Genomic DNA, 26484 nt, shown 5'->3' on the forward strand with positions numbered 1-26484 from the left:
TCGGCGCCCAGATGCGTTAGTGGCGGTTCGCTCAAGCGGGTTGGGCGGAGGCCTGGGCCGCGGCGATCAGATCCTGCACGGCCTGGACCTCACCGGCCCGCAAAAGCGCGATCGGGTCCGGCTCGCCGTTGACGATCTCCTCGAAGAACAGCTTGCGGTCCTGGTAGGTGGGCAGCGTCGCCTTCGCCCAGCCACGCGCGTCGTTGAGCAGGATCGCGAGCGTGGCGTACGGCTCGCCGAAGAGCTCTGCGATCTCGCGCTTCATGCGCTTGGCCAGCGCGGGCGATGCGCCCGCGGTGGAGATCGCGACCGCCAGCGGCCCGGTCCGCACGATCGCGGGCAGGATGAAGTTGCAAAGCGGTGGCACGTCGACGACGTTGACGAGCATCGCGCGCGCCTCCGCGTCGTTGAAGACGTCGATGTTGACGTCGGTGTCGTCGGTGGCGGCGATCGCGATGAGACAGCCGTCAAGGTCGGAGGGCTCATAGGCGCGCTCGTGCCAGGTGATCGAGCCCTCGGCGGCGAGCTGCTCGAGCGCGTCGTTGGCACGGGGCGCGACCAGCGTGACATCGGCGTCACAGGCCAGGAGCCCCTCCACCTTCTCGAGCCCGACCTCGCCGCCACCGACCACCAGCGCCCGGCGCCCCTTGAGGCGCAGGCAGGCGATGTAGAAGGGGGTCTCGAGCATGTCGCGCACGCACGACTGGTCGCAGATCCCCCGGCGCAGCTGGCAGACGCACTCTTTGCCTCTGTAGGCCTGGGCGGGCATGACTGCCAACGTTAGCGCCCCCGTCCACGCCTGATCGCTTCGAGGCGGTCCCGCCGGACCGCCTCGGCATCGTCTGGCTGGTAGAAGGACGCGCCGGCCACGGCGGGTGGGAGGAGCTCCTGGGGTGAGAGGTGGCCGGGGTGCTCGTGCGGGTAGTCGTAGTTGCCCTCGGCGCGGGTCGATGAGCGCAGGTAGCCGGGCGGCGGCTGGGCGCCGTTTTCGCGCACGTGGGCGCGCGCGGCGCGCACCGCGCGCTTGGCGGCGTCTGACTTGGGCGCAAGCGACAGGTAGATCGCACACTGCGCCAGAGCGAACTCCGCCTCCGGCAGGCCGACGTGCTCGACGGCCGCGGCGGTGGCGGTCGCCACGGTGAGCGCCTGCGGGTCGGCGTTGCCGATGTCCTCGGAGGCGAGGATGACCATCCGCCGGACGATGAAGCGCGGGTCCTCGCCGGCCTCGAGCATCACCGCCAGGTAGTACAGCGAGGCGTCCGGGTCAGAGCCGCGCGTCGCCTTGATCCAGGCGGAGATCGTGTCGTAGTGGTTGTCACCGGCGCGGTCATATCCGATCAGGCGGCCCTGCAGCGCGTCTGCGATCCGCTCCACGGTCAGGCGCTCATCCGCGCCGGTGGCACGGGCCGCGAGCTCCAGGCCGCCGAGCGCCGCGCGCGCATCACCGCCGGTCCACTGCGCCGCGTAGGCGAGCGCGTCATCGTCGATCCGGGCGGGGTCGCCGACCTCCCCGCGCTCGGTCGCGCGGCGCAGCAGCGTGAGCACATCGGCTGCCGTGAGCGCCTCCAGCTCGTAGACCCGCGCCCGCGAGAGCAGCGCCGAGTTGACCTCAAAGTAGGGGTTCTCGGTGGTCGCGCCGATCAGTGTCACGAGGCCCTCCTCGACGGCCGGCAAAAGCGCGTCCTGCTGGGCCTTGTTGAAGCGGTGGATCTCGTCGAGGAAGAACACGGTCGCACGCCCGAGCGCGCGGCGCTGGCGGGCGCGCTCGATCACGGCGCGCACCTCCGCGCGCCCCGCCTGCACGGCGCTCTCCTCCTCGAAGGCGGCGCCGGACGCATGGGCGATGATGCGCGCGAGCGTCGTCTTGCCCGAGCCCGGAGGCCCGTGCAGGATCATCGAATGCGGCCTCCCCGACTCGATCGCCAGCCGCAGCGCCGAGCGCTCACCCAGCAGCCGGCGCTGGCCAACGAACTCCGCAAGCGTGGCGGGCCGCATGCGGGCGGCAAGCGGCGCGCCCGCGGCCGGCTTTGGCGGTGCGGCGTCGGCCTGCCCGTCCTGCGGCTGCGCGGATCCCGCGTCGTCAAAGAGGCTCTCCATCGTCGTAGTATCGCGGTGCCGGATCGGCGGGTGCTTCGGGCAGCGGGCGCTCTTAGAAAAATTTGCGATCGGGCGGCGATACTGCACGCGTTGGGAGCCCATCGTCGATCCTCATGGCTGCTCGTCACGGCACTGGTCTGCGTGGCCGTGGGCGTGGTCGTGGTGGCCGCACAGGGCGCGCGCACGGCGCCTGGAGCGCACACGGCACCGGCTGCGACACCACGGCGCGCCGGCACCAGGGCACGCTCCACGGCTGTCGCGGTGAGCGCGGCTCGCCGCGTCGCACACCGGCCAAGCCGCCCCCGACCGCTGGCCAAACCGGCGCCGCTGCGCCCCTTCCAGCGGCCGCTCATCCCCAGGGAGGGCGTCTGGCACGCGGCCGGGCGACGCGTGCGCGGGATCCCGGCGGTTTATGAGACCACGCTCGTGCCGCCCGGTGGATCAGCGCCCGCGGGCATCGCCTGGATGGACACACGCCTGCTCTCCGCGCGCCTGTACTCCGGTTCGGGCAGCCCCGGCGGTGGCCCCTACAAGTACACAGCCCCCATCCTGCCGGCTGCGGCCAGAACGCTGGTCGCGGCGTTCAACGGCGGCTTCTACATGAGCGCCGCACAGGGCGGCTATTACACGGAGGGCAAGCTGATCGACCCGGTGCGCAAAGGCGCCGCCTCGCTGGTGATCTACCGCGGCGGCTCGGTGAACATCGGCGCCTGGGGCAGCGACGTGTCGATGACCAAGAACGTGGTCGCGGTGCGCCAGAACCTGGTGCCGTTGGTTGCGGGCGGCCGCCCGACACCGCTTGCCTACACCTCCGACTGGCTTTTGTGGGGCGCCACCTGCGGGGCGACCAACTGCGCTTCGACGACCCCTGGGATCGAGCACCAGTGGCGCTCCGGCGCGGGCGTGACCGCGGACGGCGCGCTGGTCTACGTGCAGGGCCCCGGCCTTGACCCGTTGCAGGTGGCCCAGCTGCTCGTGCGGGCCGGGGTGGTCCGCGGCATGCAGCTTGACATCAACCCCTACTGGCCGGTGCTTGTCACCTACCGCCCGAAGACACCCTTCGGCGAGGCAACCCCGGCCAACGGCTCCAAGCTGCTTGCGGGCAGCATCCAGGGCCCGGCGACGTTCTTCACGCCCTCCTGGGCGCGCGACTTCATCACGATGTCGGTGCGCCGCTGATCGCTGCGCCAGCGAAGCGCTGAGCGCCCGTCTGGCGGTGTCCGGCGGTGACCAGCAAGCTTGTCGAGCACAATACGCATAGATGCCCGACCGGCCGATCATCCGCACCGAGCAGCTGACCAAGATCTATGCGGGCACGGACTTCAGAGCGGTGGATGACCTCAACCTGAGCGTCGAGCACGGCGAGATCTTCGGCCTGCTCGGCCCCAACGGTGCGGGCAAGACAACGACCGCCGGGATGCTCACCACGCGGGTCATCCCAACCTCGGGCCGGGCGTTCATCGGCGATGTGGACGTGGTCGCGCACCCCGCCCTGGCCAAGCAGATGATCGGCGTGGTCTCCCAGCAGAACACGCTTGACCGGCAGCTGACCGTATGGGAGAACCTCTACTTCCACGGCCGCCTGTTCGGGATCGGCGCGGCGGAGTCGCGGCGGTTATCAGACCAGCTGCTCGAGCAGTTTCAGCTGAGCAAGTGGGCCGCGGCGTCGGTTTACGCGCTCTCGGGCGGGATGGCGCAGCGGCTGATGGCCGCGCGCGCGATCTTCCACCGCCCGGCGGTGCTGTTCATGGACGAGCCGACCGCCGGTCTTGACCCGCAGTCGCGCCTTGCGCTCTGGGAGATCCTCGGCGATCTGCACCGCGCCGGCCAGACGATCGTGCTCACCACCCACTACATGGAAGAGGCCGAGCGCCTCTGCACGCGCGTGGCGATCATCGACCACGGCAGGGTGCTGGCGCTCGACACACCCGACGCGCTCAAGCAGTCGGTGGAGGCCGATACGGTCATCACCGTCAAGGCCTCAGGCGATGGCTCAGCGCTCGCGGCGGCGCTCGAGGCGGGCGTGCCCGGCGTCACGCGCACGCGCGTGACCGACGGCGGCGCCGAGCTCTACGTCAAGGGCGTGGAGCGGTTGATCCCGCAGGTCGTGGCCGCCACCGAGGCGGGCGGCTTCGCGCTCGCGGACCTGACCGTATCTGAGCCAACACTTGAGGACGTCTTCATCACCCTGACTGGAAAGGAGCTGCGCGAATGAGCACCGCCGTCGAGCCACCGCCCGCCGCCGAGACGATCGCTCAGCGCCCCACGCGCTCGGTCTTTGACGCCAGCCGCACCGCCCTGGGCGCGCTGATCCTGCGCGACCTCACCGTGTTGCGCAAGAGCCTTGGCGAGTTTGCGCTGCGCACCGTGATCCAGCCCTTCCTGCTCGTGTTCGTGTTCCTCTACGTCTTTCCGCACATCGGCCAGGGCGTCGGCGGCGGCCACGGCCGGGCGTCCGAGTCGGGCTTTGCGACCGTGCTCGTGCCCGGGGTGGTCGGGATCTCGATCATGTTCCAGGGGATCCAGGCCGTCGCGCTGCAGCTGGCGACGGAGTTCGGCTACACGCGGGAGATCGAGGACCGCGTCCAGGCACCCTGCCCGGTCTGGCTGGTCGCGGCCGCCAAGGTGCTCTCCGGCGCCGTCCAGGGTGTGCTGGCCGCGGTGATCGTCTTTCCGATCGCGGCCGTTGTGCACGCCAGCGGCGTGAGCGCCCATCTGCACGTCAACTGGCTGGTGGTGCTGACCCTGATTCCGATCGCCTGCGTCTCGATGACCTCGCTGGGGTTGCTGCTCGGCACCACCTTTGAGCCGCGCAACATCGGCCTGATGTTCGGCTTCGTGATCCTGCCGATCACCTTCCTCGGCGGCACCTACTACCAGTGGACGCGCCTCTCGCCGGTCCGGATCGGCGGCTTTGAGTGGCTCAAGGTGCTGGTATTGATCAACCCGCTGATCTACATCAACGAGGGGCTGCGCGCAGGCCTCACGCAGGCGTCGCACATGCCCCTCTACGCGGTCTACCCGGTGCTGATCGGCTTCGGCGTGCTCTTCTGGACGCTCGGGCTGCGCAACTTCAAGCGCCGCGTGCTGGCCTAGCGGGCGGCCGCCGCGGACCGCGCGCCGCGGACCGCCTCTTGCCCCCAAACTGGGGCCGCGGGCCGAGTTTTGTGCATTTCGGGCGATGGGAGCGCGCGGAATGCACAAAAGTCCTGTTGGGGACGAGCTTTGGGGGCTAGGAGCTGTTGCCGAGCGGCGCCAGCGGGCACGGCACCGGCGGGCACGGCGCCAGCGAGCACGGCGCCAGCGGGCACGGCGCCAGCGGGCACGGCGCCGGCGAGCACGGCGCGTCCACGGGCGCCGCGGCTAGCCGAGCGCGCGCCCGAGCAGCTCCACGATCCGCCGCTCGACCTCGGGCGTGATCTGCGTCAGCGCGAAGTCGGTCGGCCACATCTCGCCGTCGTCGAGCTTGGCCTGATCGCTGAAGCCAAAGAGGGCGTAGCGGGTCTTGAACTTCTTGGCATCGCGGAAGTAGCAGAGGATCTTGCCGTCCTTGGCGTAGGCGGGCATCCCGTACCAGGTGCGGGGGGCAAGCGCCGGCGCCGCAGCGCGGATGATCTCGTGCAGCCGCTGCGCGAGAACACGGTCGGCCGCCTCCATCTCGGCGATCTTTGCGAGCACCTCGCGCTCGGCCTCGACGCCCTTCTGGCCGGCGCGCTCCTCCTTGAGGCGCTCGCGCATCGCGGCGCGCTCCTCGGCGCTGAAGCCCGCGCCCCGCTTCGCTGAAGCCTTCGTGGTCCTGGTGTCATCTGCGGTTGACATTTGTGCTCCTCGTTCGAGCGAAGGAAGGGGGTGAGAACACGGTAGCTCCCGCCTTCGCCGGGCGCCGTCAAGACTCGCCGGCAGTTTCACAATTAGTACACAACCTACCGATCTCCCGCCCCTAGTGTTCCCCTCGCCAGACGCGGATGAGGACTAGCGCCCGCCAGCAAGCGCGGCGGAAAGGAGCAGAGATGGCGCAGCACGCAGCTGCCGTGGATGTCTTCAGGCCCCTCGACGAGGCCGAGATCACGCAGAAGCACTGGCTGACGGTGATCACCGCGGGGATGGGCTTCTTCACCGACGCCTATGACCTCTTCATCATCGGCACGGTCACGGTGCTGCTGACGCCGATCTTCCACCTGAGCACCGGCCAGATCTCGCTGCTCAACTCGATCTCGCTGCTCGCCTCGGTGTTTGGCGCCCTGGCCTTTGGCCGGCTGATGGACCGACTGGGCCGCAAGCGCGTATACGGTCTTGAGGTCGCACTGCTCTCCCTCGGCGCGGTGCTCTCGGGCCTCTCCTGGAGCTTCACCTCGCTTCTGATCTTCCGGATCATCGTCGGCATCGGCGTTGGCGGTGATTACGCAACCTCGGCCGTGATCACTGCGGAGTACGCCAACCGCAGGTCGCGCGGCCGCCTGGTCGGCAGCGTCTTTGCGATGCAGGGACTTGGCCTGGTCGCCGGACCGGCGATCGCCTCCATCTTCCTCGGCGCTGGCGTCTCCGACCATGTCGCCTGGCGGGTGATGCTGGCGCTCGGCGCGATCCCAGCCATCTCGGTCGTCTACCTGCGCCGCAGGATCAAGGAGACCCCGCGCTACCGGCTCGCCGTGGAGGGTGACCTGGCAGGCGCCGCTGCTGCGGTCAGCTGGACGCTCGACGGCACCGCGGCGGACTCTGCCGCTGGCGCCAACGGCTCGGCACGGCCAACGGCTGGCGGGCCAACCTTGAGCGAGCGCATGGCACGTGTGCGGCCGTCAGCGCTGCGCCAACTGACGCGCCGGCCGTACCTGCTGCGCCTGATCGGTACCGCGGGTTGCTGGTTTTTGCTCGATGTGGCCTTCTACGGCAACTCCGTGTCGAGCCCGCTGATCCTCAAGCAGCTCGAGCCCAAGGGCACGCTGCTCGCGCACACGCTCACCTCGCTGGCGATCTTCGCGATCGCCGCCTTCCCCGGCTACTGGGTGGCGGTCATGCTGCTCGACAAGATCGGGCGCAAGCGGATCCAGTGGCAGGGCTTTCTGGTGATGGCGATCGCCTTTGGCGCGATCGGGCTGATCCCCGGCGTCGCGCAGGACACCGCCCCGTTCCTGGTCCTGTTTGCGATCAGCTACTTCTTCATCGAGTTCGGGCCGAACATGACGACCTTCGTCTACCCCTCCGAGGTGTACCCGACAGCCGTACGCGGCATCGGCGACGGAATCTCAGCCGGGTCGGGCAAGTTCGGTGCGTTCCTCGGCGCACTGCTGGTCCCGCACCTGCTGAAGTCGGTCGGGATCTCCGGGGTCATGGAGATCATGGCCGTGGTCTCCGTGATCGGGGTCGCCCTGACACTGATCACGCTGCCCGAGCCAATGGGCAAGACGCTCGAGGACTCATCACAGGACACGGCCGCCGCGGGACCGCCGCTCGTCGCGGCGGCGGCAGCCGGCCAACCGGTGAGCGTCGCCTCGCGGGCCTGACAACCGCGAACCCCGCAGCCGTTCAGCCCCGAAAGCAAACGTCCCGCCCGGCGCTGGCGCCGGGCGGGACGTTTGGCTCAGGTTGTGCTCTGGTCCGGACGGGACCGGGGTGACAGCCTCAGGCTGCCTGGCGCAGGGCCGCCAGCTCGGGGTGGCGAGCCAGGGTGCTGAGCGCACGGCGCTCAAGCTCACCGGCCTGCGAGGTGGTGATGCCGAGCTCGGCACCGGTCTGACGGATCGTGCGCGGCTCATCGCCGCCGAGGCCGAAGCGCAGCTCGAGCACGTTGCGCTCGAGCTCGGGCAGGCGAGCGAGAACCTCGGCCACCTGCGCGTCGCGCCAGTTGTCGGCGGCGTGCTCCTCGGGGCCACGCTCGTCACTGCGCAGCAGGTCACCGAGCGCCGTCTCACCGTCGTCGCCAACCGGCTGGTCGAGGCTCGTGATCGCAGCAGAGAGCTCGCGCACCTCGGTCACCTGCTCGATCGGCAGGTCGGCCACGGCCGCAACCTCCTCGTCGGTGGGCTCACGGCCGAGCTTCAGCGCCAGCTCGGACTCAACCTTGCGGACCTTGACCTGGCGCTGGGCGACGTGCACCGGAACGCGGATCGTGCGACCCGAGTTCTGGAGCCCGCGCTGAATCGCCTGGCGAATCCACAGCGTGCCGTAGGTGGAGAACTTGAAGCCCTTGCGCCAGTCGAACTTCTCGACGGCGCGGATCAGGCCGAGCATCCCCTCCTGAACGAGGTCCTCGAGTGGTAGCCCGTGGCCCTGGTAACGGCGAGCCTGCGCCACAACCAGACGCAGGTTGGCGTTGATCATGCGCGTCTTGGCGTCGAGATCGCCGCGCTCGATGCGCTTGGCGAGCTCGATCTCCTCGGCGGCGGTCAGCAGCTCATGGGTGCGGGCCTCGCGGAAGAAGATCTCGAGCGACTCCATGGAGCCGTCGAGCACCGGCGCGGCCGCGCGACGGCGAGACGTGCGCGTGCTGAGCGGCGTCCCCCGGCGGTCGTGCTGCGCGCTGGCAGTGGTGTTGCGACGCGTGGCGCGAGCAGTCTCTTTCTCGTTGTGCTCGCCTCTGGTGCGGGTCTTTGGTGTCATTGGCTTGTTCTCGTTCGTTATTTTGAAGATGATCGAATTATACGTCTACGTAAAGTTCTGTCAAGTTCTTGCGGTTCCTGCGTGAGCCGTCCGGTCCGAACCAAATTCGCCCGCCGGAAGCTTTCGGGCGTCTGTGCTGGAGGGCGCTGCTGGTCGCCCTGACCTACTGCTTACCGCTTTGCCACCCAACAACACTCAACGCACCACAGCGATGCGTAAGTCCTTGCTAAGAAGTGACGAAGTTCGTGTTGGCGAGCCAGATCGGGAAATCGGCCGCCGACGGCAAAACTGAAAGCTCCGACCCGCGCACGGCCGGCTTCCTGCATCATCTACACGAACGTGCGCGGCCCGTTACGCGCAGTCATGGCTGCACGCGGGCCGGCCGCCGTGGCTACGCGCAGGCCTCGTGGCCGTCGACATGCTGCAGGACGCAGTCGAGCAGGCCCGGGAAGCGTCCCTCCAGCTCGTCGCCGCGCAGCGACACCAGCCGCTGAACACCCTCGGAGCGCGTGTAGGTCAGTCCGGCGTCGCGCAGGACGCGCAGGTGATGGGTGAGCGTGGACTTGGACACCGGCACCCCAAGACTCCCGCAGGAGAGCTCGTTGTGGAGAGCCAACACGCGAACGATCTCAAGCCGCACGGGGTCACTGAGCGCATGCAGCACGTCGGTTAGATCGAGCTGTTCGGGGTCGGGGTGTGCGATCACTCGCATCTGACGCTCACGAAGCTGGGCCTGCGTGCCGGCACGCGTGATCAGGATAGCGACGCCGCGGGGAGTTCTCCGACGCGCCCTGCCTACCCGCCGAGCGCCTCAAGCGCCTGCTCGTGCAGCAGGCCGTTGGTGGCAAGACCACTGCCGGCACCCGGACCACTGACCCCATTCAGCCCGCTGAAGCGCCCGCCAGCCTCCTCGACGACGATCGACACAGCCGCGAGGTCCCAGAGCGTCGCCTCCGGGTCGGTGGCGATCTCCGCCGCGCCCTCGGCGACCAGCATGTACTGCCAGCTGTCACCGACGCCGCGCGTGCGCCAGCAGCGCCGCCCCAGGTCGAGCACGCGCTGGAAGGCGCCGATCGCGTCCCACTCCTCGATGCCGCTCCAGACGAACTGGGCGTGTGCCAGGTCGCCGACCGCGGAGACCGCAAGGCGCCGCCCGTCGGCGTAAGCGCCGCCGCCCCGCACCGCCCACCAGCGCTTGCGCATCGCCGGCATCGAGACCATGCCCACCTTCACCTCGCCGTCCTCGAGCAGCGCGATCAGCGTCGTCCAGGTGTCCATCCCGCGCACGTAGCTCTTGGTCCCGTCGATCGGGTCGATCACCCACGCGCGCCCCGGCTCGCCCGCCGCCTCCACCCCGCCGAACTCCTCGCCGATGATCCGGTCGGCCGGCCGCGCCACGGCCAGCCGTTCGCGCAGCACCCGCTCGCAGGCCTTGTCGGACTCCGACACCGGCGTCATGTCCGGCTTGGTCTCAACCGCCAGATCGGCGGCCCGGTAGCGCGCCATCGTCACCGCATCGGCGGCGTCAGCCAGCTCGAAGGCGAGCTTCAGATCATCTTCATAGGGGGTGTTCATGGCGGCCGATCCTAGTACGCTCGGCGTCATGGCCGCCTACAGCGTCAGTGCCGCCGACCTGCAGCCGGAGACGACCGAGCTGCTGCAGCGACTGGTCCGCTTCAACACGGTCAACCCGCCCGGCAACGAGCGTGAGGCGATTGAGCACCTGCAAGCCTACGTCGCCGACGCCGGCTTTGAGACCGAGCTCTTGGCCGCCACCCCCGAGCGGCCGAACCTGGTCGCGACGCTTGCGGGGCACTCGGCCGACGGCCCCACGCTGGTGTTTTTGGGCCACGTCGACACGGTGCTAGCCGCGGCGGCGGACTGGCAGCACGACCCGTGGAGCGGCGATCTGGCCGACGGCTTTTTGTGGGGCCGGGGCGCGCTTGACATGAAAAGCCAGGTGGCCGCCGAGGCGGTCGCCGCCGTCACGCTCGCCCGCGCCGGCTGGCGCCCTGTGCGCGGCGCGCTGAAGCTCGTGTTCGTCTCAGACGAGGAAACCGGCGGTGCGGTGGGCGCCCGCTGGCTGACCGAGCAGCACCCGGATCGGGTCCGCTGCGACTACCTCGTCAACGAGGGCGCGGCCAGCCCCTTCGAGCTCGATGGCCAGCGCTACTACGGCGTCTGCTGCGGCGAGAAGGGGATCTACCGCTTCCGCCTGACCGCGCACGGCACCGCCGGCCACGCGTCGATGCCGCGGCTGGGTGACAACGCGCTGCTGAAGCTGGCCCCGGTGATAGAGGCGCTGGCACCAGGCTCAAGCGGCTATGACCCGACACCGGCGGCGCTGGCGCTGATCGAGGCGCTCGGCGAGGACCCGAGCGACCTCCCCGCCGCGATCGCCAGCCTGCGTGCGCGCCACAGCGCCCTGCCCGTGATCGTCGAGCCGATGCTCGCGGTGACGCTCACCCCGACGATGGCGGGGGCGTCTGAGAAGATCAACGTGATCCCCGCTCGCGCCTGGCTGAAGGTCGACACGCGCGTGCCACCCGGCCTGGGCGCCGAGGTCGCGCTCGCACGCCTGCGCGAGCGCCTCGGCGCGGCAGCGGCGGGCCTGGAGATCGAGTTCACCGAGCAGGTGCCCGGCTACGCCTCCCCGCATCGCAGCGAGCTGATGGACGCGATCGAGCGCTGGCTGGCCGCGGCCGACCCGGACGCGCGGGCGGTGCCGGTGCTCTTGCCGGGCTACTCGGACTCGAGCTACTTCCGAGCCGCCTTCCCGGACCTGATCGCCTACGGCTTCTTCCCGCACCGCCACCAGACGCTGTTTGAGTCAGCGCCGCTGGTCCACAACGCCGACGAGCGCATCGACGTGCGCGACCTCGGTTACGCGGCGAGCTTCTACGCGGCGCTGGCGCGCGAGCTGTTGGGCTGAGCGCCCACCGCCGGGGCCGCCGGCCCGCTGGCCGGCGGCCCGGACCAGGCCGGGATCTACAAGCGGCGACGAGCCTCTGCCCTCAGGCTACGGACCGAGCAGGGCGAGTGGAACGACGGCGACGCCGTCCGGTCGCCGGTAGGCGACGGGGCCGGTGTTGATGACGATGCGGTCGATAACCCGCTCACCGTACTTGCCGGCCAGCCAGGCCAGATGGCGCAGGTCGTGGCCCGAGAGGGTCCCGCCCAGCTTCACCTCGACGGCGAGCACCTTGCCCTCGGGGTTGGTGAGCATCAGGTCGATCTCGTGGTCACCGTTACGGGTCCGCAGGTGTGAGACGGTTGCCTCGCATCGCTGAGCGAGCACCCTGACGCTGAGGGTTACCAGCGACTGAAACAGGCGCCCAAGCATCGTGCCGTGCTGCGGACCCAGCGGCGTGCCCGCCCCGTCAAGCAGCGACTGATGGGTGAGGCCGAGCAGGCGGGCGGCCAGGGCCGGGTCTGCCAGATGGTGGATGGGAGTCTGCCCAAGGCGGGCGAACGCTCCTGCGACCGGCGCCCAAGCCGGCAGTGGGTCGAGCAGCCAGAGCTGCCGCAGCGCGTCTCTGTAGGCGATGGTGGTGGAGCGAGCGGGCTTCTCGCCGACACCGGCGGTGGCGGCGTCGAGGATCGAGGTGTAGCTCGCGGTGCTGGCGGTCGCCGCGGCATAGGCGCGCAGCCAATCAAGCAAGGCCGCCGGTTTGCGGACGGCAAGGCCCTGCTCGGGGATGTCGCGGTCGACGGCGTTGTACAGGTAGCTGTCGAGCTCGCCTCGGAGCAGACGGTCGGGGAGGCCACGCAACCCCGGGAAGCCCGACGCCATGATCTCCTCGACGTAATCGACCAGGCGCACCTCGGTGTCACCCTCGACGGCTCCGGCGGTCCCGCTGAGCAGGCGCTCGAGACTGACCGTCGGGGTCGCGACGCCGCGTTCACTGAAGGCCAGGGGCCGCATGCGCAGGCGAGTGATACGACCCGCACCGGAGTGGGCGGTTGCGCCGGGCGCCACCGTCGCGCTGCCGGTGAGCAGGAACTGACCGGGAGCCCTGTCTCGGTCGACGGCTCGGCGTACGACATCCCATACCTCCGGGACCTTCTGCCACTCGTCGATCAACACCGGGCGCGGACGGATCAAGATCGACTCGGGATCTGCCGCAACGGGCTCGCGGACCGGACCCGAGTCGAGCGCGACGACGCTCCGCGCACGCGCCTGCGACGTGGACGTCTTGCCCACTGCCTTGGCGCCGTCGATGGCGACGGCGGGCAGCGCGTCCAGAAGCATGTCGAGCTCGTCATCGAGCACCCTGCGCCGGTAGCCCATGCCTTCAATCATACGGTTAGCCGACGCTCAACACTACAGTTAGCAGGCTCCAAACGCTACATCTAGCACCGCTGATGGCACAGCTGACGGCGAATGCAACCGTTTCCATGGCTTCTACGCGGCGCTGGCGCGCGAGCTGTTGGGCGCAGCGCCCACCCCCGGGGCCGCCGGCCCGCTGGCCGGCGGCCCGGACCCGGCGTCTGCCGTCAGCCGCCGGGCCGAGCGCGGGATCAGCGCCCCAAGCGCGCTCAGCATGCCGAGCGCGGCACCCACGCCGAGCACCCAGCGCACACCGACGCCGGCGGCCAGCGGGCCGACGGCGGCGTAGCCAAGCGGCATCAACGCCAAGGAGCCCATGTGGTCCCAGGCGCTCACGCGCGAGAGCGCGCCCGGCGGGATGTGGCGGGCGAGCGTCGTCTCCCACCAGACGCCGGTGAGCGCGCCGGCGCCACCGGAGATCAGAGCGCCGGCGACCAGCACCACGCGCGGCAGGCCGAGCGCCACCAGCAGCCCGATCAATGGCCACAGCGCGCCGAGCGCGAGCGCCAGGCGCAGCGGGCGGCGTGGGTGCAGAACGGTGGCCAGCAGCGACGCGACCAGCGAGCCGGCGCCGTAGATCGCGATCAGCAGGCCGAACAGCCCGACGCTGCCGTAGGCGTCCCTGACCGCCAGCGGGCCGAGCCCCATCAGCGGCACCACCGTGCACAGGGTCACGGCGGTGTAGGCGATGATCGTCACCCACAGCCAGCTGCGCGAGCGGACCTCGCGGTAGCCGGCCCTCAGGTCGGTGATGAAGCTGGCAGCGGCGCCGGCACCTGAGGCCGCGCGCGACTGCACCGCGCCCGCCGGCGCAAAACCCCCAGCCCGCCCGCGCCGCCTGGGCCTGACCGGCAACAGCAGCACCGCCCCGAGCGCGAAGCTCGCGCCGTCAAAGACAAACGCCTCGCCCGCGCCGAGCGAGAGCACCACCGCGGTTGCCAGGAGCGGGCCGATGACGATCGAGGCGTTCTCGAGCGTGCCGCGCAACGCCTGCGCTGACTGGATCTCCGACTCGGGCACCGTCTGGGGCACGAGCCCGACGTAGGCCGGCTGGAAGAACGCCTCGGCCACGCCGGAGGCGGCCTCGATCAGCGCGATCAGCCAGATCGCGGGTGCGCCTGTGAGGATCAGCACGCCGAGCGCGGTGTGCAACAGCGCGCGGGTGCTGTCGCTTGCGATCACCACCCGGTGGCGCGGCAGGCGGTCGGCCCACACACCGCCAAAGACGATCAGCGCCACGAACGGCAGCGAGCCCGCGCCGAGGATCACCGACAGGTCCGTGGCCGAGCCGGTGCGCCGGGTGATGTAGAGCGCCATCGCGACGATCACGGCCTGGGTGCCGATCTGGCTGGCGGACTGGCCGATGAAGAGCAGGCGAAAGTCGCGGTGTCGCAAGACGCGCATGGCCGCCCTGACTGTAGGCTGCGCGCATGTCAGCAGCCCCCCGCACGCGTCTTGCGCCCGAGGTCTTCAGGCTGCCCGTCGCGCGGCTGCGCGAGGGCTACTACTCGGACGCGTACTTCGTCTACACCAAGCAGCTCCTGGAGGAGGTCGGCCACCGCCCGCGGGTGCTGCTGCAGGTCTTCCAGAAGCATCACTCGCGCCTGGGCGGGATCGACGAGGCGATCGCGATGCTGAAGCTGGCTGCCGGCCAGCGGGGGCCGGACGGCAGGTGGATCCCTGGCTGGGAGAAGCTCGAGGTGCACGCGCTATATGAAGGCGATCCCATCGAGCCGTGGGAGACGGTGCTGACGATCGAGGGCGAGTACCCGCTGTTCGCGCACCTGGAGACCGTGTATCTGGGCTCACTGGCGCGCCGCTCGCTGATCATGCGCAACGTCGATGCGGTCGTGCGCGCCGCCCGCGGCAAGCCGATCCTCTACTTCCCCGCCCGGCACGACCACTGGCACGTGCAGACCGGCGACGGCTGGGCGGCGCACGTGGCGGGCGCGATTGGCGTCTCCACCGACGCGCAGGCATCCTGGTGGGGCGGGCGCGGCGTCGGGACCGTTCCGCACGGGCTGATCGCCGCCTACGGCGGCGACACGGTGGCAGCCGCGCGCGTGTTCGCGGAGCGCTTCCACGCGGAGATGAACATCACCGTGCTGGTGGACTTTGACAACGACAGTCCGCGCACGGCGGTCGAGGTGGCGCGGGCGCTCGGACCGCAGCTGTGGGGGGTCAGGCTCGATACATCGGAGCGCATGGTCGACCGCTCGCTGATCGACTCGATGGGCGAGTTCGATCCGCGCGGCGTGAACCCGCAACTGGTTGCCAATGTGCGCCAGGCGCTGGACGGCGCCGGTTTTGGCGACGTTCGGATCGTCGTCAGCGGTGGTTTCACGGCAGAGAAGATCGACCGCTTCGAACGGCTCGGCGTGCCGGTTGACGCCTACGGTGTCGGCTCGTCACTGATCCGCGGTCAAAACGACTACACCGCCGACGTGGTGATGGTGGACGGACGTCCGTGCGCCAAGGCGGGACGCTCCTACCGCCCCAACCCACGGCTGGAGAGGGTCCTGTAGAGGTGTTCGACGCGATCGACCATGTGGGCGTCGCGGTGAGCGATCTGGAGGCGGCGGTGGCCTTTCACCGCGACGTGCTGGGGATGGTGCTGGTGCACCGCGAGACGCTCGCCGAGCAGGGCGTGCGGGCGGCGCTGCTCGATGTCGGAGACTCGCACGTGGAGCTGCTCGAGCCGCTCGGCGGTGATGGCGCGGTGGCCAGGTTCCTCGCGCGGCGTGGCCCCGGCCTGCACCACGTGGCCTACCGTGTAAGTGACATCGAGGCAGCGCTGGCTAGTCTGTCGGCTGCGGGCACGCGCCTGATCGACGCGCGGCCACGCGACGGGATCCGCGGCTCACGGGTCGCGTTCATGCACCCGTCCGCCACCGGCGGCGTGCTGACCGAGCTAGTGCAACCCTCAGACCACCACTGACAAGCGAGGAGCTTCGCAGATGAACGCAGAGGACAGGCCACAGAAGATCAGCATCGGCTTCCACGGCGGCCAGACGCTGGCCGCGCGGGTGCGCGGCGCGGAGCTCGAGCGGTTGCGGGAGGTGCTCGGCAAGAGCGGCGGCTGGCACGAGCTGCACGCCGAGGACGCGACGGTCAGCTTCGACCTCACGCGCGTTGACTACCTGCTGGTCGAAAACGACGAGCACCGCGTCGGCTTCTGAGGACTGGAAGCGCTGAACGCCTTGAGGACCATGCTCGCGCCGGCGGTCGCACTCGACCGCCGGCTGCTCGTCCTGGCCCGCACACGCGGCCACGCGGACCCGCGCCTGGTCACCGGTGCGCGCACGTTCTCGCGCGCCGGTGAACACGCCGCCTGCTGGTTTGCGCTGGGTGGCGCGGGCCTTTTGCTCAGCCCGCGCGGGTCGGAGCGCCGGCGTGCCTTCAGGCGCGGCCTGGCGGTGACGGGCGCCGCCTACGGACTCAACTACGCGGTCAAGCTGACCGCCAGGCGACCACGGCCGGTACTCGAAGGGCTGCCGGCGCTGTCCCCGGTGGTCTCCGACATGTCGTTTCCGAGCGCTCACGCAACCACCTCGTTCGCCGCCGCCGCCGCCTACAGCCGGGCGCTGCCGCTGGCCACACCGCTTTTGTATGCGACCGCGACCCTGATGGCGGCGAGCAGGCCCTACCTGGGTGTGCACTACCCGAGCGACGTCGCCGCCGGCGCGCTGCTCGGCACCGTCACCGGGAGGCTTCTGCGGTGCCAATGAAGGTCGGGATCGTCGGCATGCCCAACGCCGGCAAATCGTCGCTGTTCAGCGCGCTCACAGGCGTGGCCGCCGAGGCGGCCAACTACCCGTTCACGACGATCGAGCCGAACGTCGCCGTGGTGCCGGTGGAGGACGAGCGCATGCGCCAGGTCGCACAGACCGTGCGCGCCTCGAAGATCGTCTGGGACACGATCGCCTTCCACGACATCGCCGGCCTGGTCGCCGGGGCGCACAGGGGCGAGGGCCTCGGTAACCAGTTTTTGGCCAACATCCGTGAGACCGACGCGCTGCTGCACGTCGTGCGCGCCCACACCGACAGCGGCATCGTGCACTCCGAGGGGAGCGTCGACCCGCTGCGCGACATCGAGACGATCGAGACCGAGCTGATGTACGCGGACCTGGAGCAGGCGCAGCGGCGGCTTGAGCGCGTCGTGCGCCAGGCGCGCGGCGGCGACAGACACGCGATCGCCGAACAGCACTGGCTCGAGCAGGTCGTGGAGGCGCTCGGGGCAGGCAGGCCGGTGCGCACCGTACCGGTGCCGGAGGAGGCTCCGGACGCGGTGACACTGCTCGGCTCGCTGACCGCAAAGCCGGTGCTGTTCGTCGCCAACGTCAACGAGGGCGAGGGCGACGTGCCGGCCGCGATCGCCGACTACGCGGCTTCCCAGGGCGCCCGCGCGGTGGCGGTCTCCGCGCGCCTGGAGTCTGAGCTGGGGGCGCTCGAGGCGGCGGAGGCAGCGGAGCTGCGCGCCGAGTTCGGGCTCGAGCAGTCGGGCCTGCAGAAGGTCGTGCGCAGCGCCTTTGAGCTGCTTGACCTGATCGCCTTCTTCACCGCCGGCGAGGACAAGCCGGCACAGACCTGGCATCTGCGCCGTGGACTCAGCGCCTGGCACGCCGCCGGCCAGATCCACTCAGACATTCAGCGCGGCTTCGTCCGCGCCGAGGTCGTCTCCTGGGAGGCACTCGTGCAGTTCGGCGGCTACGCCGGCGCGCGCGAGCACGCCGCGCTGCGGCTCGAGGGCCGCGACTACGCGATCCAGGACGGTGACGTGATCACCGTCAAGTTCACGCCCTGAGCCGCTGCCCTCATGGCTGCTTGAACTGCGTCGGCGCGGGGCCGTCCTCAGCGCATTCGCAGGTCCGCGACTGACACAGCGGACTCGAGCCGGCCGGCCAGGTTGCCCATGCCGAGCGCGGCGGCCGCCGCTGCAGCGGCGCGCAGATCGGTCTGCGCATCGCGCGGGCGCTCAACAGCCAGCGGCACCAGGGTGGCGATCTCACGATAGCGACGCAGCGCCGGCGAGTGCTCGCGCAGGATCGCGGCGATCCGCGGGCGCTCGCCACAGTCATCGCTCGCCACGTCCCCGAGCAGCGCCTCCAGCGAGCCGTGACGCGCGAGCAATGCCGCGGCGGTCTTCGCACCGATTCCGGGCGCGCCCGGCAGCCCGTCTGAGGGGTCGCCGCGCAGCGCGATGAAATCGGGCACGAGTGCCGGTGAGACGCCGTAGCGGCGCCTGACCTCTGCCTCATCCACAGTCTCGAAGCCGGCGCTGCCCTGCCGCAGGTAGAGCACGCGCGTACGGTCGTCGACGCACTGATACAGGTCACGGTCACCGGTCAGGATCAGGGTCTCGCCGCCGGCGGCGGCCTCGGCGCGGGCGAGCGCCCCGAGCAGATCGTCGGCCTCGAGCTCGCCGGCGTCACGAGGCTGCCAGCCAAAGCTGGCAAACAGGCCCGGCGCCAACGACCACTGGTCGGCCAGCGCATCCGGCATCGGCGGGCGCTGGGCGTGGTAGCCGCCGTGGAGCGCCACCCGGTAGGGCGCCTGCTCGGCCCCGAAGCAGGTGATCACGGCCCGGGGCGAGGTCTCGGCAGCGACGCGCAGCAGCAGGTTGCACGCGCCGAGCAGCGCATTGCGCGGCTGACCGTCGCTTGAGCGGATCGTCTCCGGCAGGCCGAAGAAGGAGCGGTAGAGCACAAACGGCGCGTCCACCACCAACAGCGGCCCGCTCATCGCCTCAGCCGACCTTGACCACCGGTCCAGTGACACCCGCATAGAGCACGCGGTAGCGGCCCGGCGCGGCAACCGCCAGCGCATAGCGGCCCGTGGCAACGGGGCTCACCGACCCGGCCGCAGACCACCTGCCGCCGACCAGACGCTCGACGCGTACGCGCGCGCCGCGGGTCACGGGGAAAACCGACCCCGAGACCAGCAGGCGTCTGGCGCGGGCGGCGCGGCGGGCCTGCGCCAGGCCGCCACCGCCGGTGGTCTGGGTGGTGGTCGTGGTGGTGGGGCTGGACGCACCCGGGCTGCTGGTGGTCGGCTCAGGCGTGGTGCTCGTCCGCACGCCCTGCGCGGTCACCGTCGTCAGCGACATCCACGTGCTCGGCGTACCGAGCAGCCCGCTCAGCGTGAGACCGCTCACGCTCACCGAGCCCCGGGTGCCGACCACCTCGGCACGCACGATGCGCGGCGAGACGCCGCGCTGAATGACCCTGATGCCACGCAGTCTGCCGCGCACCAGCCGCCGCAGACGCGCCTGCGCCACGCGCAGGCTGAGCGTGCGCCGCCAGCGGTAGTAGGGGTTGTTAAGCGAGTCGTCGTAGGGGTCGGACGTGCCGACCAGCCACGGTTCGGGCGCTCCTGCAAAAACGTTCTGCACACTCTCGGTCTCCCCGCCGGAGCTCGCGAAGAAATAGGTGACGACCGGGATCCCCTGATACTCGACGACCTGCCCGCGGGTGGCGGCGACAGCCGCGTCGGTGGCGGGCGTCTGCGCCCTGACGCCGAGGTACAGCTGCGAACGCGCGCTTGAGTAGAGCTCGTAGTAGGGCGAGACCGGCACGGAGGCGTACGCGTAGCTGCGTACCGCCACCGCCTGTGCCGCAAGCGCCTGCGCCGGCCAGCTCGGCGGCATCTCGGAAGCGACCACGCCGCGCACATAGTCCTCCAGACCGACGGCGTTGACCGTCATCACCCCCCGGCCGCGGGGGCTCGGCCTGAACATCAGCGCGCCGTCATAGCGCCCGCTGCCCACAAGCTCAAGCGCTCGGCGCCCGCGCACCACCAGCGGTGCGCTGAACACCCCCACGGTCACGCCGGCTGCGACCAGCCGCAGACCCGCGCCCGCCGCAAGGACGCTGTAGCGGATGCCCGCGTGCAGGCGCACGCGCGTGCCGGCGACGCGCGTGGCGCCGCTGAAGCTCGGCTCGCCACCGGCCCGCAGCAGCACGGTGACCACATGCCTGGGATTGACCTCACCGATCGTCGTCTGCGCGTAGTAGTCGCTCAGAATCTGCTGGTAGCTCTCGCCGTGCAGCGCATAGCCGGCCGCGCCGTACTGGCTCATGCCGGCACCTGGGCCGGAGCCCGCGCCGGAGATGTAGAGCCCGCCCGCGCCGCGCGCCGGCGCCGCGGAGATCAGCGGGAGCGCGGCGGCACACAGCGCGAGCAGCGCGGCCCGCGCCCGCGCCGCGCCCAACGGCCTACCTCCGATGCTGAGCGACACCGTTTGTGCTTCGACGCTCAGCTCAGGTTTCCCTGCGCCATTTTGCGCAGGTCCATGGCCCGGTTGTAGGTCTCCTCGTCCACGCCCTGCTCGTAGGCGACCTCGCGCAGCAGCCGACCCGAGGCGGCCGCCTGCTTGACGATCTCGGTGGCGCGGTCGTAGCCGATGTAGGGGTTCAGCGCGGTCGCGGCGGCCAGCGTCGACTCCGCCGAGCGCTCACAACCCGCGAGGTTGGCCTGGATGCCGCGCACGCACTTCTCGTCGAGCACACGCGCGGCGGCAGCCAGCAGCCGGATCGACTCGAGCAGGTTGCGCGCGATCAGCGGCACGCGCACGTTGAGCTCAAAGTTGCCCTGGCTGCCGGCCAGCGTGATCGCCGCGTCGTTGCCCACGACCTGGGCTGCCACCTGCAGGGTCACCTCGGCGATCACCGGGTTGACCTTGCCGGGCATGATGGATGAGCCCTTCTGCAGCTCCGGCAGGAGGATCTCGCCGATCCCCGCGCGCGGACCGGATCCCATCAGCGCCAGATCGTTTGCGATCTTGGTGAAGGAGACGGCGATCACCTTCAGCGCGCCCGAGAGCTCGACCAGGGCGTCGCGGTTGCCCTGCGCCTCGAAGGGGTCCTCGGGCGCCGAGATCTCAAGGCCGGTGGAGGCGCTCAGCAGCGCCCTCACCCGGGCAGCGAACTCGGGGTGGGTGTTCAGGCCGGTGCCGGTGGCGGTGCCGCCGAGCGGGATCTGGGCGACCTGCGGCAGCGCCAGGCGCACACGCCGCGCCGCCAGGCGCACCTGCGCCGCGTAGCCCGAGAACTCCTGTCCGAGCGTGACCGGCACCGCGTCCATCAGGTGGGTGCGACCCGACTTGACGATGTCGTGAAACTCGCTGGCCTTGGCGGACAGTGCGGACTCGAGCGCCGCAAGCGCCGGCAGCAGGTCGTTGGTCGCCTCGCCGAGCGCCGACAGATGCACGGCTGAGGGGAAGACGTCGTTTGAGGACTGCCCCATGTTGACGTGGTCGTTGGGGTGCACACCCGCGCCCGCGAGCTTGGCGATCACCTCGTTGGCGTTCATGTTCGAGGAGGTTCCCGAGCCCGTCTGGAAGACGTCGATCGGGAACTGGTCGTCAAACTCTCCGGCTGCAACGCGGTCAGCCGCCGCGGCGACGCGCTGCGCCAGCTCGGCGTCGAGCAGGTGAAGCTCCGCGTTGACCCGCGCGGCCGCGGCCTTGATGCGGCCGAGCCAGCGGATCACCGGCGCCGGAATCGGCTCGCCGGAGATCGGGAAGTTGGCCACCGCCTTGGTGGTCTCGCCGCCCCACAGTTGTTCTCGCTCGTCAGTGCTCACGCTGATCCTTTCACCTCGGTATGGCTTGGTCTGCAACGCTACCGCCTGCCCATTCGCTGCGCGGATCGGCAACATCCGGCGTTCAACATCAGATCGGAGAGCCGCAGATGAAATCCAGGCAGCTGACCGCCAACCTCACGCAGCTCACCAAGCTCGGCTTCGTCAACGCCTACCTCGTGCTCGAGGAGGACGGGTTGACGCTCGTCGACACGGCGATGAACGCGGCCGGCGAGCTGATCGACGCGGCCGCCGCGCTGGGCCAACCGATCCGCCGCATCGCGCTCACCCACGGCCACGGTGACCACGTCGGCTCGCTGGACCAGCTCTGCCGCCGGCTTGACCGCGCCGCCGTGACGGTGCTGATGCCGGCGATAGACCAGCGCATCCTGAGCGGTGAGGCCACCGACATCCCCGGTCGCAAGCGCGGCAGCTGGCCCAAGCTCGAGACCAAAGCGGACGTGCTGCTCGAACCCGGCGACATCGTGGGCAGCCTTGAGGTGGTCGCCTGCCCCGGCCACACGCCCGGACAACTCGCGTTCCTGGACCGCCGCGACCGCAGCCTGATCACGGGCGACGCCTTCACCGCGATGGGCCGCCTCGAGGTGCCAAGCCACGGCACCCCACGCTTCCCGCTGGCGGCGTTTGCGACCTGGGACCGGGCGCAGGCACTCGACTCGGCGACGCAGTTGCGGGCGCTCGAGCCGACGCTGCTGGCGGTCGGTCACGGACACGCGACGAGCGCGCCCGTCGCCGACATGGATGCGGCGATCGCCCGCGCGCGGCGCGCCGCCTGAGCGGCACAAGCAAGGGGGCCCGGAGGCCCTCAGCCGCAGAAGCTGATCAGCTCGCGCGCGAGCCCGACCGGGTCGTCATAGGCGATTAGAAAGCCTGTGCCCGGCAGCGTTCGCAGCTGCGCGGCGGGGATCAGGTCAAGCGCCTCGCGCGCAAGGCCGACCGGGGCCAGCGGATCCTCCTGCGCCCACAGCAGCAGCACGGGCAGGCTGAGCTGCGGGTAGATGTCGAGCAGGTCGCGCTGCGCCTCAAACGGCCAGCGACGCGCGAACTTGGCCCAGGCCCGCACACGGCTGGTGTTGCCGCGCACGTCGGCCAGCGCATGCCGCACGGCGTCGCGGCTCTCCGGGTTGTGCTGGGCACTCAGGTACTCACCAAGCCGCGGTCGCAGCAGCACCGGGGCGGCGTGCGAGAGCGCCAGGTCGGCCACCGGCAGCGCCCCCAGCCCGGCCGCCAGGCGCCACAGCCCGCGCCAGGCGCCGAACGGCGCCGGCCGGTGCATGCGGTTGTTCAGCAGCACCAGGCGCGCAGGTGTGTAGGAACCGGTCGCGACCATCCGCAGCGCCAGCTCGGCGCCCAGATCGTGTCCGGCGACCGACGCCCGCGGCCCGCCGGCGTCTGAGCAGAAGCCGGCCATCACCTCGGTCAGCCATGCTCGGGTGTAGGGGTGACGGGGCCGGTCCTCAGAGTCTCCGTGCAACGGCAGGTCCGGTAGGACGACGCGAAAGCGGCCCGAGAGCGCCCCGACCACCGGCGCCCACTCGCGATGGGAGAGGCCAAGTGAGTGCAGCAACACGAGCGCCGGCCCGGTGCCCTCCTCCCAGTAGGCCACCCGGGCCCCATCGCGATGGTGGTACAGACGCAACCGCATGCGGGCAGTATCGCCCCTCGTCGGCCCTGGCCAGCGGGCCAGGGCCGAACGCCGCCTAGAATCGGGCGTCCCGATGACCAGCCCGCACCAGCCCGTCGACCCGCGCGCCTCCTTCCCGGAGATGGAGCAGCGCGTGCTCGCGCGCTGGCGCGAGCACGAGGTCTTCAAGGTGTCGCTCGAGCGCCGCGCGGACGCTCCGCGCTGGGGCTTCTTCGAGGGACCGCCGACCGCCAACGGGGCGCCGGGCGCCCACCACGTGCTGGCCCGGGTGTTCAAGGACATCTTTCCGCGCTACCGCACGATGCGCGGCTACCGGGTCGACCGGCGCGGCGGCTGGGACTGCCACGGGCTGCCGGTCGAGCTGGCGGTCGAGCGCGAGCTCGGGATGACCGAGAAGGCCGACATCGAGCGCTACGGGATCGCGAAGTTCAACGCCCGCTGCCGCGAGGTGGTGCTCAGCCACATCGACGACTGGACCGCGCTGACCGAGCGGATCGGCTTCTGGGTGGACACCGAGCACGCCTACAGGACACTCGACACAAGCTATGTCGAGTCGGTCTGGTGGGCGCTCAAGACGATCCACACCCGCGGGCTTTTGTTCGAGCGCCTCAAGGTCGTGCCGTACTGCCCGCGTTGCGGCACGGCGCTCTCGAGCCACGAGCTCGGTCAGCCGGGCGTCTACCAGGATGTGGTTGACCCGTCCGCCTACGTGATCCTGCCCAGCGAGCGCGGCAAGCTCGTGGTCTGGACGACAACCCCCTGGACGCTTGTCTCAAACGCCGCCGTCGCCGTCGATCCGCAGCTCACATACGTGCTGACCGGCGATGGCTACATCGTCGCCGAAGCCCTGGCCAAGCGGCTGTTCGGCGAGCAGGTGACGATCTCAGAGCGCTTCCCCGGTGCCGCGCTTGTCGGCCTGCGCTACCAGCCGCCGTTTGACTTCATCCCCGGCGCCGAGTACGGCGAGCGCGCACACACGGTGCTTGCGGCCGACTTCGTCACCGCGCAGGACGGCACCGGCCTGGTGCATACGGCGATCGCCTTTGGCGAGGATGACTTCCGCCTCGGGCAGGAGAACGGCCTTGAGCCGATCAACCCGGTGCTGCCCGACGGCACCTACGGCCCGCGGATCAAGCCGTGGGCCGGCATCGGCGTGAAGGCGGCCGACCCGCTGATCCTCGAGGACCTCGAGCGCCGCGGGCTTTTGTTGCGCTCAGAGCCCTACGAGCACTCCTACCCGCACTGCTGGCGCTGCAACACCGCGCTGCTCTACTACGCCAAGCCCTCCTGGTACATCGCCACCAGTCAGGTCAAGGACCAGCTTCTGGCCGCCAACGAGACGATCGGCTGGCAGCCGCCGCACGTCAAGCACGGCCGCTTCGGCAACTGGCTGGAGGGCAACGTCGACTGGGCGCTCTCGCGCGAGCGCTACTGGGGAACGCCGCTACCGGTATGGAGGTGTCCCGCTGGGCACCTCCATGTGGTCGGCTCACTGACCGAGCTTGAGGAGCTGTCGGGCACGCTGCTAAAGGACCCACATCGGCCGTTCGTGGACGATGTCAGCTTCGCCTGCCAGGCGCAGGACTGCGGCGAGACGATGCGGCGCGTCCCCGACGTGATCGACGTCTGGTTTGACTCCGGCTCGATGCCGTTTGCCTCCTACGGGGCGATGCCTTCGCGCGCCGGCGCGGCACCCGCGCGGGCCGATGAGGAGTTTGAGGCGCACTTCCCGGCCGACTACATCTGCGAGGCGCTTGACCAGACGCGCGGCTGGTTCTACTCGATGCTCGCAGTCTCCACACTCCTGTTCGGCGAGAGCTCATATCGCAACGTCCTCTGCCTGGGGCTGATCCTCGATGAGCAGGGCCAGAAGATGAGCAAGTCAAAGGGCAATATCGTCGAGCCCTGGGAGGTGCTTGACACGCACGGCGCCGACGCCTTCCGCTGGTACTTCTTCACCTCAAAGTACCCGTGGGACGGCTACCGCTTCTCGATGGAGGCGATCGGCGAGGCGGTGCGCCAGTTCCTTTTGACGGTCTGGAACACCTACGGCTTCTACGTGCTCTACGCAAACGCCAACGGGGTCTCACGCGAGTCGCTGTCGCTGCCTGAGCCAAGCGAGCTGGGCGAGCTTGACCGCTGGGCGCTCTCGCGCCTGCAGTTGACGACGGCCGTCGTGCAGAGCGGGCTGGACTCGTTTGACGCGACCGGCTCGGGCCGCGCGATCGCGGCCTTCGTGGACGAGCTCTCAAACTGGTACGTGCGCCGCTCGCGCCGGCGCTTCTGGGACGGCGAGCCGGCGGCGATGGCGACGCTTCACCACATCCTGGTGACGCTGTCTGAGCTGCTCGCGCCGTTCACGCCGTTCATCGCCGATGAGATCTACTGGAACCTGTGCGGCGAGGAGCCGAGCGTGCACCTCTGCGACTTCCCGGCCGTCGACGCCGGGGCGCGCGACGGGGCGCTTGAGGACGCGATGGACGTCGCGCGCGAGACGGTGCGCCTCGGCCTGGCGGCCCGCGCCCAGGCGAAGGTCAAGCTGCGCCAGCCGCTGCGCGCCGCCGTGGTCGTGGCCGCGGGGGCGGAGCGTGAGGCGATCGTTCGGCTTTCAGAGATCGTGCGCGACGAGCTCAACGTGCGCGAGCTGCGCTTCGTCTCCGAGGCCGACGAGCTCGGCGAGGTCGAGGTCAAGCCCAACTACCGCACCCTGGGGCCGCGCTTCGGCTCGCAGATGCCAATGGTCGCGGCGGCGGTCGCCGGGCTCAACGCCGAGGCGACGGCGCGCGCGCTGCGCGCCGTCGAGTCGGTGCATATCGATGTCGGCGGCAGCGAACACGCGCTCGGAGCCGAGGATCTGCTTGTCTCGATGCGGCCGCTGGCCGGCTACCAGGTGGAGCGCGAAGGCTCACACGCGGTCGCGCTCGAGCTGGAGATCGACGATTCGCTGCGCGCCGAGGGCTGGGCGCGGGAGATCGTGCACGCCGTCCAGGCCGCACGCCGCACGGCGGGCCTTGAGGTATCCGACCGGATCGAGCTGACCCTTGATGGAGCGCAAGAGCTGCTTGCCGCCGCACGCGAGCACGAGCGCTACCTGGCCGGGGAGGTGCTCGCGGTGAGTCTCACATACGGATCCGTCGGCGAGGATGAGGCCACGGGCGGCCCGGTCACGATCGACGGCCTGACGTTGCGCCTCGCCCTGGCGCGGGCCTGAGGC

24 protein-coding genes are annotated in these 26484 nt (G+C 70.4%); 12 read left to right on the top strand and 12 right to left on the bottom strand.

Annotation, left to right across the window (positions count from 1 at the left end):
• Nucleotides 1-31: 31 nt before the first annotated feature.
• Nucleotides 32-769: a bifunctional precorrin-2 dehydrogenase/sirohydrochlorin ferrochelatase gene (locus M3M54_RS09340; protein ID WP_249018771.1), complete on the bottom strand. Its 738-nt coding sequence runs from the start codon at nt 767-769 to the stop codon at nt 32-34.
• 11 nt (nt 770-780) lie between these two features.
• A complete protein-coding gene (locus M3M54_RS09345) occupies nt 781-2097 on the bottom strand; it encodes a replication-associated recombination protein A (protein WP_249018772.1) in 1317 nt (438 codons plus the stop codon).
• A 90-nt stretch (nt 2098-2187) separates the two neighbouring features.
• Here M3M54_RS09345 and M3M54_RS09350 point away from each other — a divergent pair, with 90 nt between their 5' ends.
• The 3 genes from M3M54_RS09350 to M3M54_RS09360 all read left to right on the top strand — a co-directional run bounded on the left by M3M54_RS09350 (nt 2188) and on the right by M3M54_RS09360 (nt 5193).
• The gene (locus tag M3M54_RS09350; protein WP_249018773.1) at nt 2188-3276 is read left to right on the top strand and encodes a hypothetical protein; all 1089 of its coding nucleotides are present in this window, start codon (nt 2188-2190) and stop codon (nt 3274-3276) included.
• Between the two features lie 82 nt (nt 3277-3358).
• Nucleotides 3359-4312, top strand: a complete 954-nt coding sequence (locus M3M54_RS09355) for an ATP-binding cassette domain-containing protein (protein ID WP_249018774.1) — start codon at nt 3359-3361, stop codon at nt 4310-4312.
• On the top strand, nt 4309-5193 hold the full coding sequence (locus M3M54_RS09360) for an ABC transporter permease (RefSeq protein ID WP_249018775.1): 885 nt from the start codon (nt 4309-4311) through the stop codon (nt 5191-5193). Before M3M54_RS09355 ends, M3M54_RS09360 begins: the two co-directional genes overlap by 4 nt.
• 267 nt (nt 5194-5460) lie before the next feature.
• On the opposite strand, the gene M3M54_RS09365 is transcribed toward M3M54_RS09360, so the two are convergent.
• The gene (locus tag M3M54_RS09365) at nt 5461-5916 is read right to left on the bottom strand and encodes a DUF1801 domain-containing protein (protein ID WP_249018776.1); all 456 of its coding nucleotides are present in this window, start codon (nt 5914-5916) and stop codon (nt 5461-5463) included.
• 191 nt (nt 5917-6107) lie between these two features.
• Here M3M54_RS09365 and M3M54_RS09370 point away from each other — a divergent pair, with 191 nt between their 5' ends.
• Nucleotides 6108-7598, top strand: a complete 1491-nt coding sequence (locus tag M3M54_RS09370; RefSeq protein WP_249018777.1) for an MFS transporter — start codon at nt 6108-6110, stop codon at nt 7596-7598.
• Between the two features lie 118 nt (nt 7599-7716).
• On the opposite strand, the gene M3M54_RS09375 is transcribed toward M3M54_RS09370, so the two are convergent.
• The 3 genes from M3M54_RS09375 to M3M54_RS09385 form a co-directional block, all read right to left on the bottom strand.
• A complete protein-coding gene (locus M3M54_RS09375; protein WP_249018778.1) occupies nt 7717-8694 on the bottom strand; it encodes an RNA polymerase sigma factor RpoD/SigA in 978 nt (325 codons plus the stop codon).
• Between the two features lie 391 nt (nt 8695-9085).
• Entirely contained in the window at nt 9086-9406 is a 321-nt protein-coding gene (locus tag M3M54_RS09380) for a helix-turn-helix transcriptional regulator (RefSeq protein WP_249018779.1), read from the bottom strand.
• Nucleotides 9407-9489: 83 nt separating this feature from the next.
• Nucleotides 9490-10269: an inositol monophosphatase family protein gene (locus tag M3M54_RS09385; RefSeq protein WP_249018780.1), complete on the bottom strand. Its 780-nt coding sequence runs from the start codon at nt 10267-10269 to the stop codon at nt 9490-9492.
• Between M3M54_RS09385 and M3M54_RS09390 the strand changes: the two genes are divergently transcribed.
• On the top strand, nt 10268-11626 hold the full coding sequence (locus M3M54_RS09390; protein ID WP_249018781.1) for a M20/M25/M40 family metallo-hydrolase: 1359 nt from the start codon (nt 10268-10270) through the stop codon (nt 11624-11626). The two genes, M3M54_RS09385 and M3M54_RS09390, sit on opposite strands and share 2 nt — an antisense overlap.
• Nucleotides 11627-11713: 87 nt before the next feature.
• On the opposite strand, the gene M3M54_RS09395 is transcribed toward M3M54_RS09390, so the two are convergent.
• Both M3M54_RS09395 and M3M54_RS09400 read right to left on the bottom strand, forming a co-directional pair.
• Nucleotides 11714-12985, bottom strand: a complete 1272-nt coding sequence (locus M3M54_RS09395; RefSeq protein ID WP_371878660.1) for an ATP-binding protein — start codon at nt 12983-12985, stop codon at nt 11714-11716.
• Nucleotides 12986-13099: 114 nt separating this feature from the next.
• The gene (locus M3M54_RS09400) at nt 13100-14428 is read right to left on the bottom strand and encodes an MFS transporter (RefSeq protein ID WP_249018783.1); all 1329 of its coding nucleotides are present in this window, start codon (nt 14426-14428) and stop codon (nt 13100-13102) included.
• A 26-nt stretch (nt 14429-14454) separates the two neighbouring features.
• Between M3M54_RS09400 and M3M54_RS09405 the strand changes: the two genes are divergently transcribed.
• From M3M54_RS09405 to ychF, 5 genes are read left to right on the top strand one after another with little or no spacing between them, the layout of a single operon-like run.
• On the top strand, nt 14455-15549 hold the full coding sequence (locus tag M3M54_RS09405; protein ID WP_249018784.1) for a quinolinate phosphoribosyl transferase: 1095 nt from the start codon (nt 14455-14457) through the stop codon (nt 15547-15549).
• A 2-nt stretch (nt 15550-15551) separates the two neighbouring features.
• Nucleotides 15552-15962, top strand: a complete 411-nt coding sequence (gene mce, locus M3M54_RS09410; RefSeq protein WP_249018785.1) for a methylmalonyl-CoA epimerase — start codon at nt 15552-15554, stop codon at nt 15960-15962.
• A gap of 19 nt (nt 15963-15981) precedes the next feature.
• On the top strand, nt 15982-16203 hold the full coding sequence (locus M3M54_RS09415; RefSeq protein WP_249018786.1) for a hypothetical protein: 222 nt from the start codon (nt 15982-15984) through the stop codon (nt 16201-16203).
• A gap of 30 nt (nt 16204-16233) precedes the next feature.
• Complete coding sequence (locus M3M54_RS09420; RefSeq protein WP_249018787.1) at nt 16234-16752, top strand: phosphatase PAP2 family protein; 519 nt, start codon at nt 16234-16236, stop codon at nt 16750-16752.
• Entirely contained in the window at nt 16749-17828 is a 1080-nt protein-coding gene (gene ychF, locus M3M54_RS09425; RefSeq protein WP_249021766.1) for a redox-regulated ATPase YchF, read from the top strand. Before M3M54_RS09420 ends, ychF begins: the two co-directional genes overlap by 4 nt.
• A 47-nt stretch (nt 17829-17875) precedes the next feature.
• On the opposite strand, the gene M3M54_RS09430 is transcribed toward ychF, so the two are convergent.
• Genes M3M54_RS09430 through M3M54_RS09440 form a run of 3 tightly spaced genes read right to left on the bottom strand, consistent with a single transcriptional unit; the run spans nt 17876 to nt 21607 of the window.
• Complete coding sequence (locus tag M3M54_RS09430) at nt 17876-18766, bottom strand: 5'-3' exonuclease H3TH domain-containing protein (RefSeq protein WP_249018788.1); 891 nt, start codon at nt 18764-18766, stop codon at nt 17876-17878.
• Between the two features lie 4 nt (nt 18767-18770).
• The gene (locus M3M54_RS09435) at nt 18771-20261 is read right to left on the bottom strand and encodes a SpoIID/LytB domain-containing protein (RefSeq protein ID WP_249018789.1); all 1491 of its coding nucleotides are present in this window, start codon (nt 20259-20261) and stop codon (nt 18771-18773) included.
• Between the two features lie 17 nt (nt 20262-20278).
• A complete protein-coding gene (locus M3M54_RS09440) occupies nt 20279-21607 on the bottom strand; it encodes a lyase family protein (protein ID WP_249018790.1) in 1329 nt (442 codons plus the stop codon).
• A 107-nt stretch (nt 21608-21714) separates the two neighbouring features.
• Here M3M54_RS09440 and M3M54_RS09445 point away from each other — a divergent pair, with 107 nt between their 5' ends.
• Nucleotides 21715-22401: an MBL fold metallo-hydrolase gene (locus M3M54_RS09445; RefSeq protein WP_249018791.1), complete on the top strand. Its 687-nt coding sequence runs from the start codon at nt 21715-21717 to the stop codon at nt 22399-22401.
• 29 nt (nt 22402-22430) lie between these two features.
• Here M3M54_RS09445 and M3M54_RS09450 read toward each other — a convergent pair whose 3' ends face one another.
• The gene (locus M3M54_RS09450) at nt 22431-23270 is read right to left on the bottom strand and encodes an alpha/beta fold hydrolase (protein WP_249018792.1); all 840 of its coding nucleotides are present in this window, start codon (nt 23268-23270) and stop codon (nt 22431-22433) included.
• A 73-nt stretch (nt 23271-23343) separates the two neighbouring features.
• On the opposite strand from M3M54_RS09450, the gene ileS reads away from it, so the two are divergent.
• Nucleotides 23344-26481, top strand: coding sequence for an isoleucine--tRNA ligase (gene ileS / locus M3M54_RS09455; RefSeq protein WP_249018793.1), 3138 nt, complete (start codon nt 23344-23346; stop codon nt 26479-26481).
• Nucleotides 26482-26484: the final 3 nt, after the last annotated feature.

This window comes from Conexibacter sp. S30A1 (genome assembly GCF_023330665.1).
Classification (GTDB): domain Bacteria; phylum Actinomycetota; class Thermoleophilia; order Solirubrobacterales; family Solirubrobacteraceae; genus Palsa-465.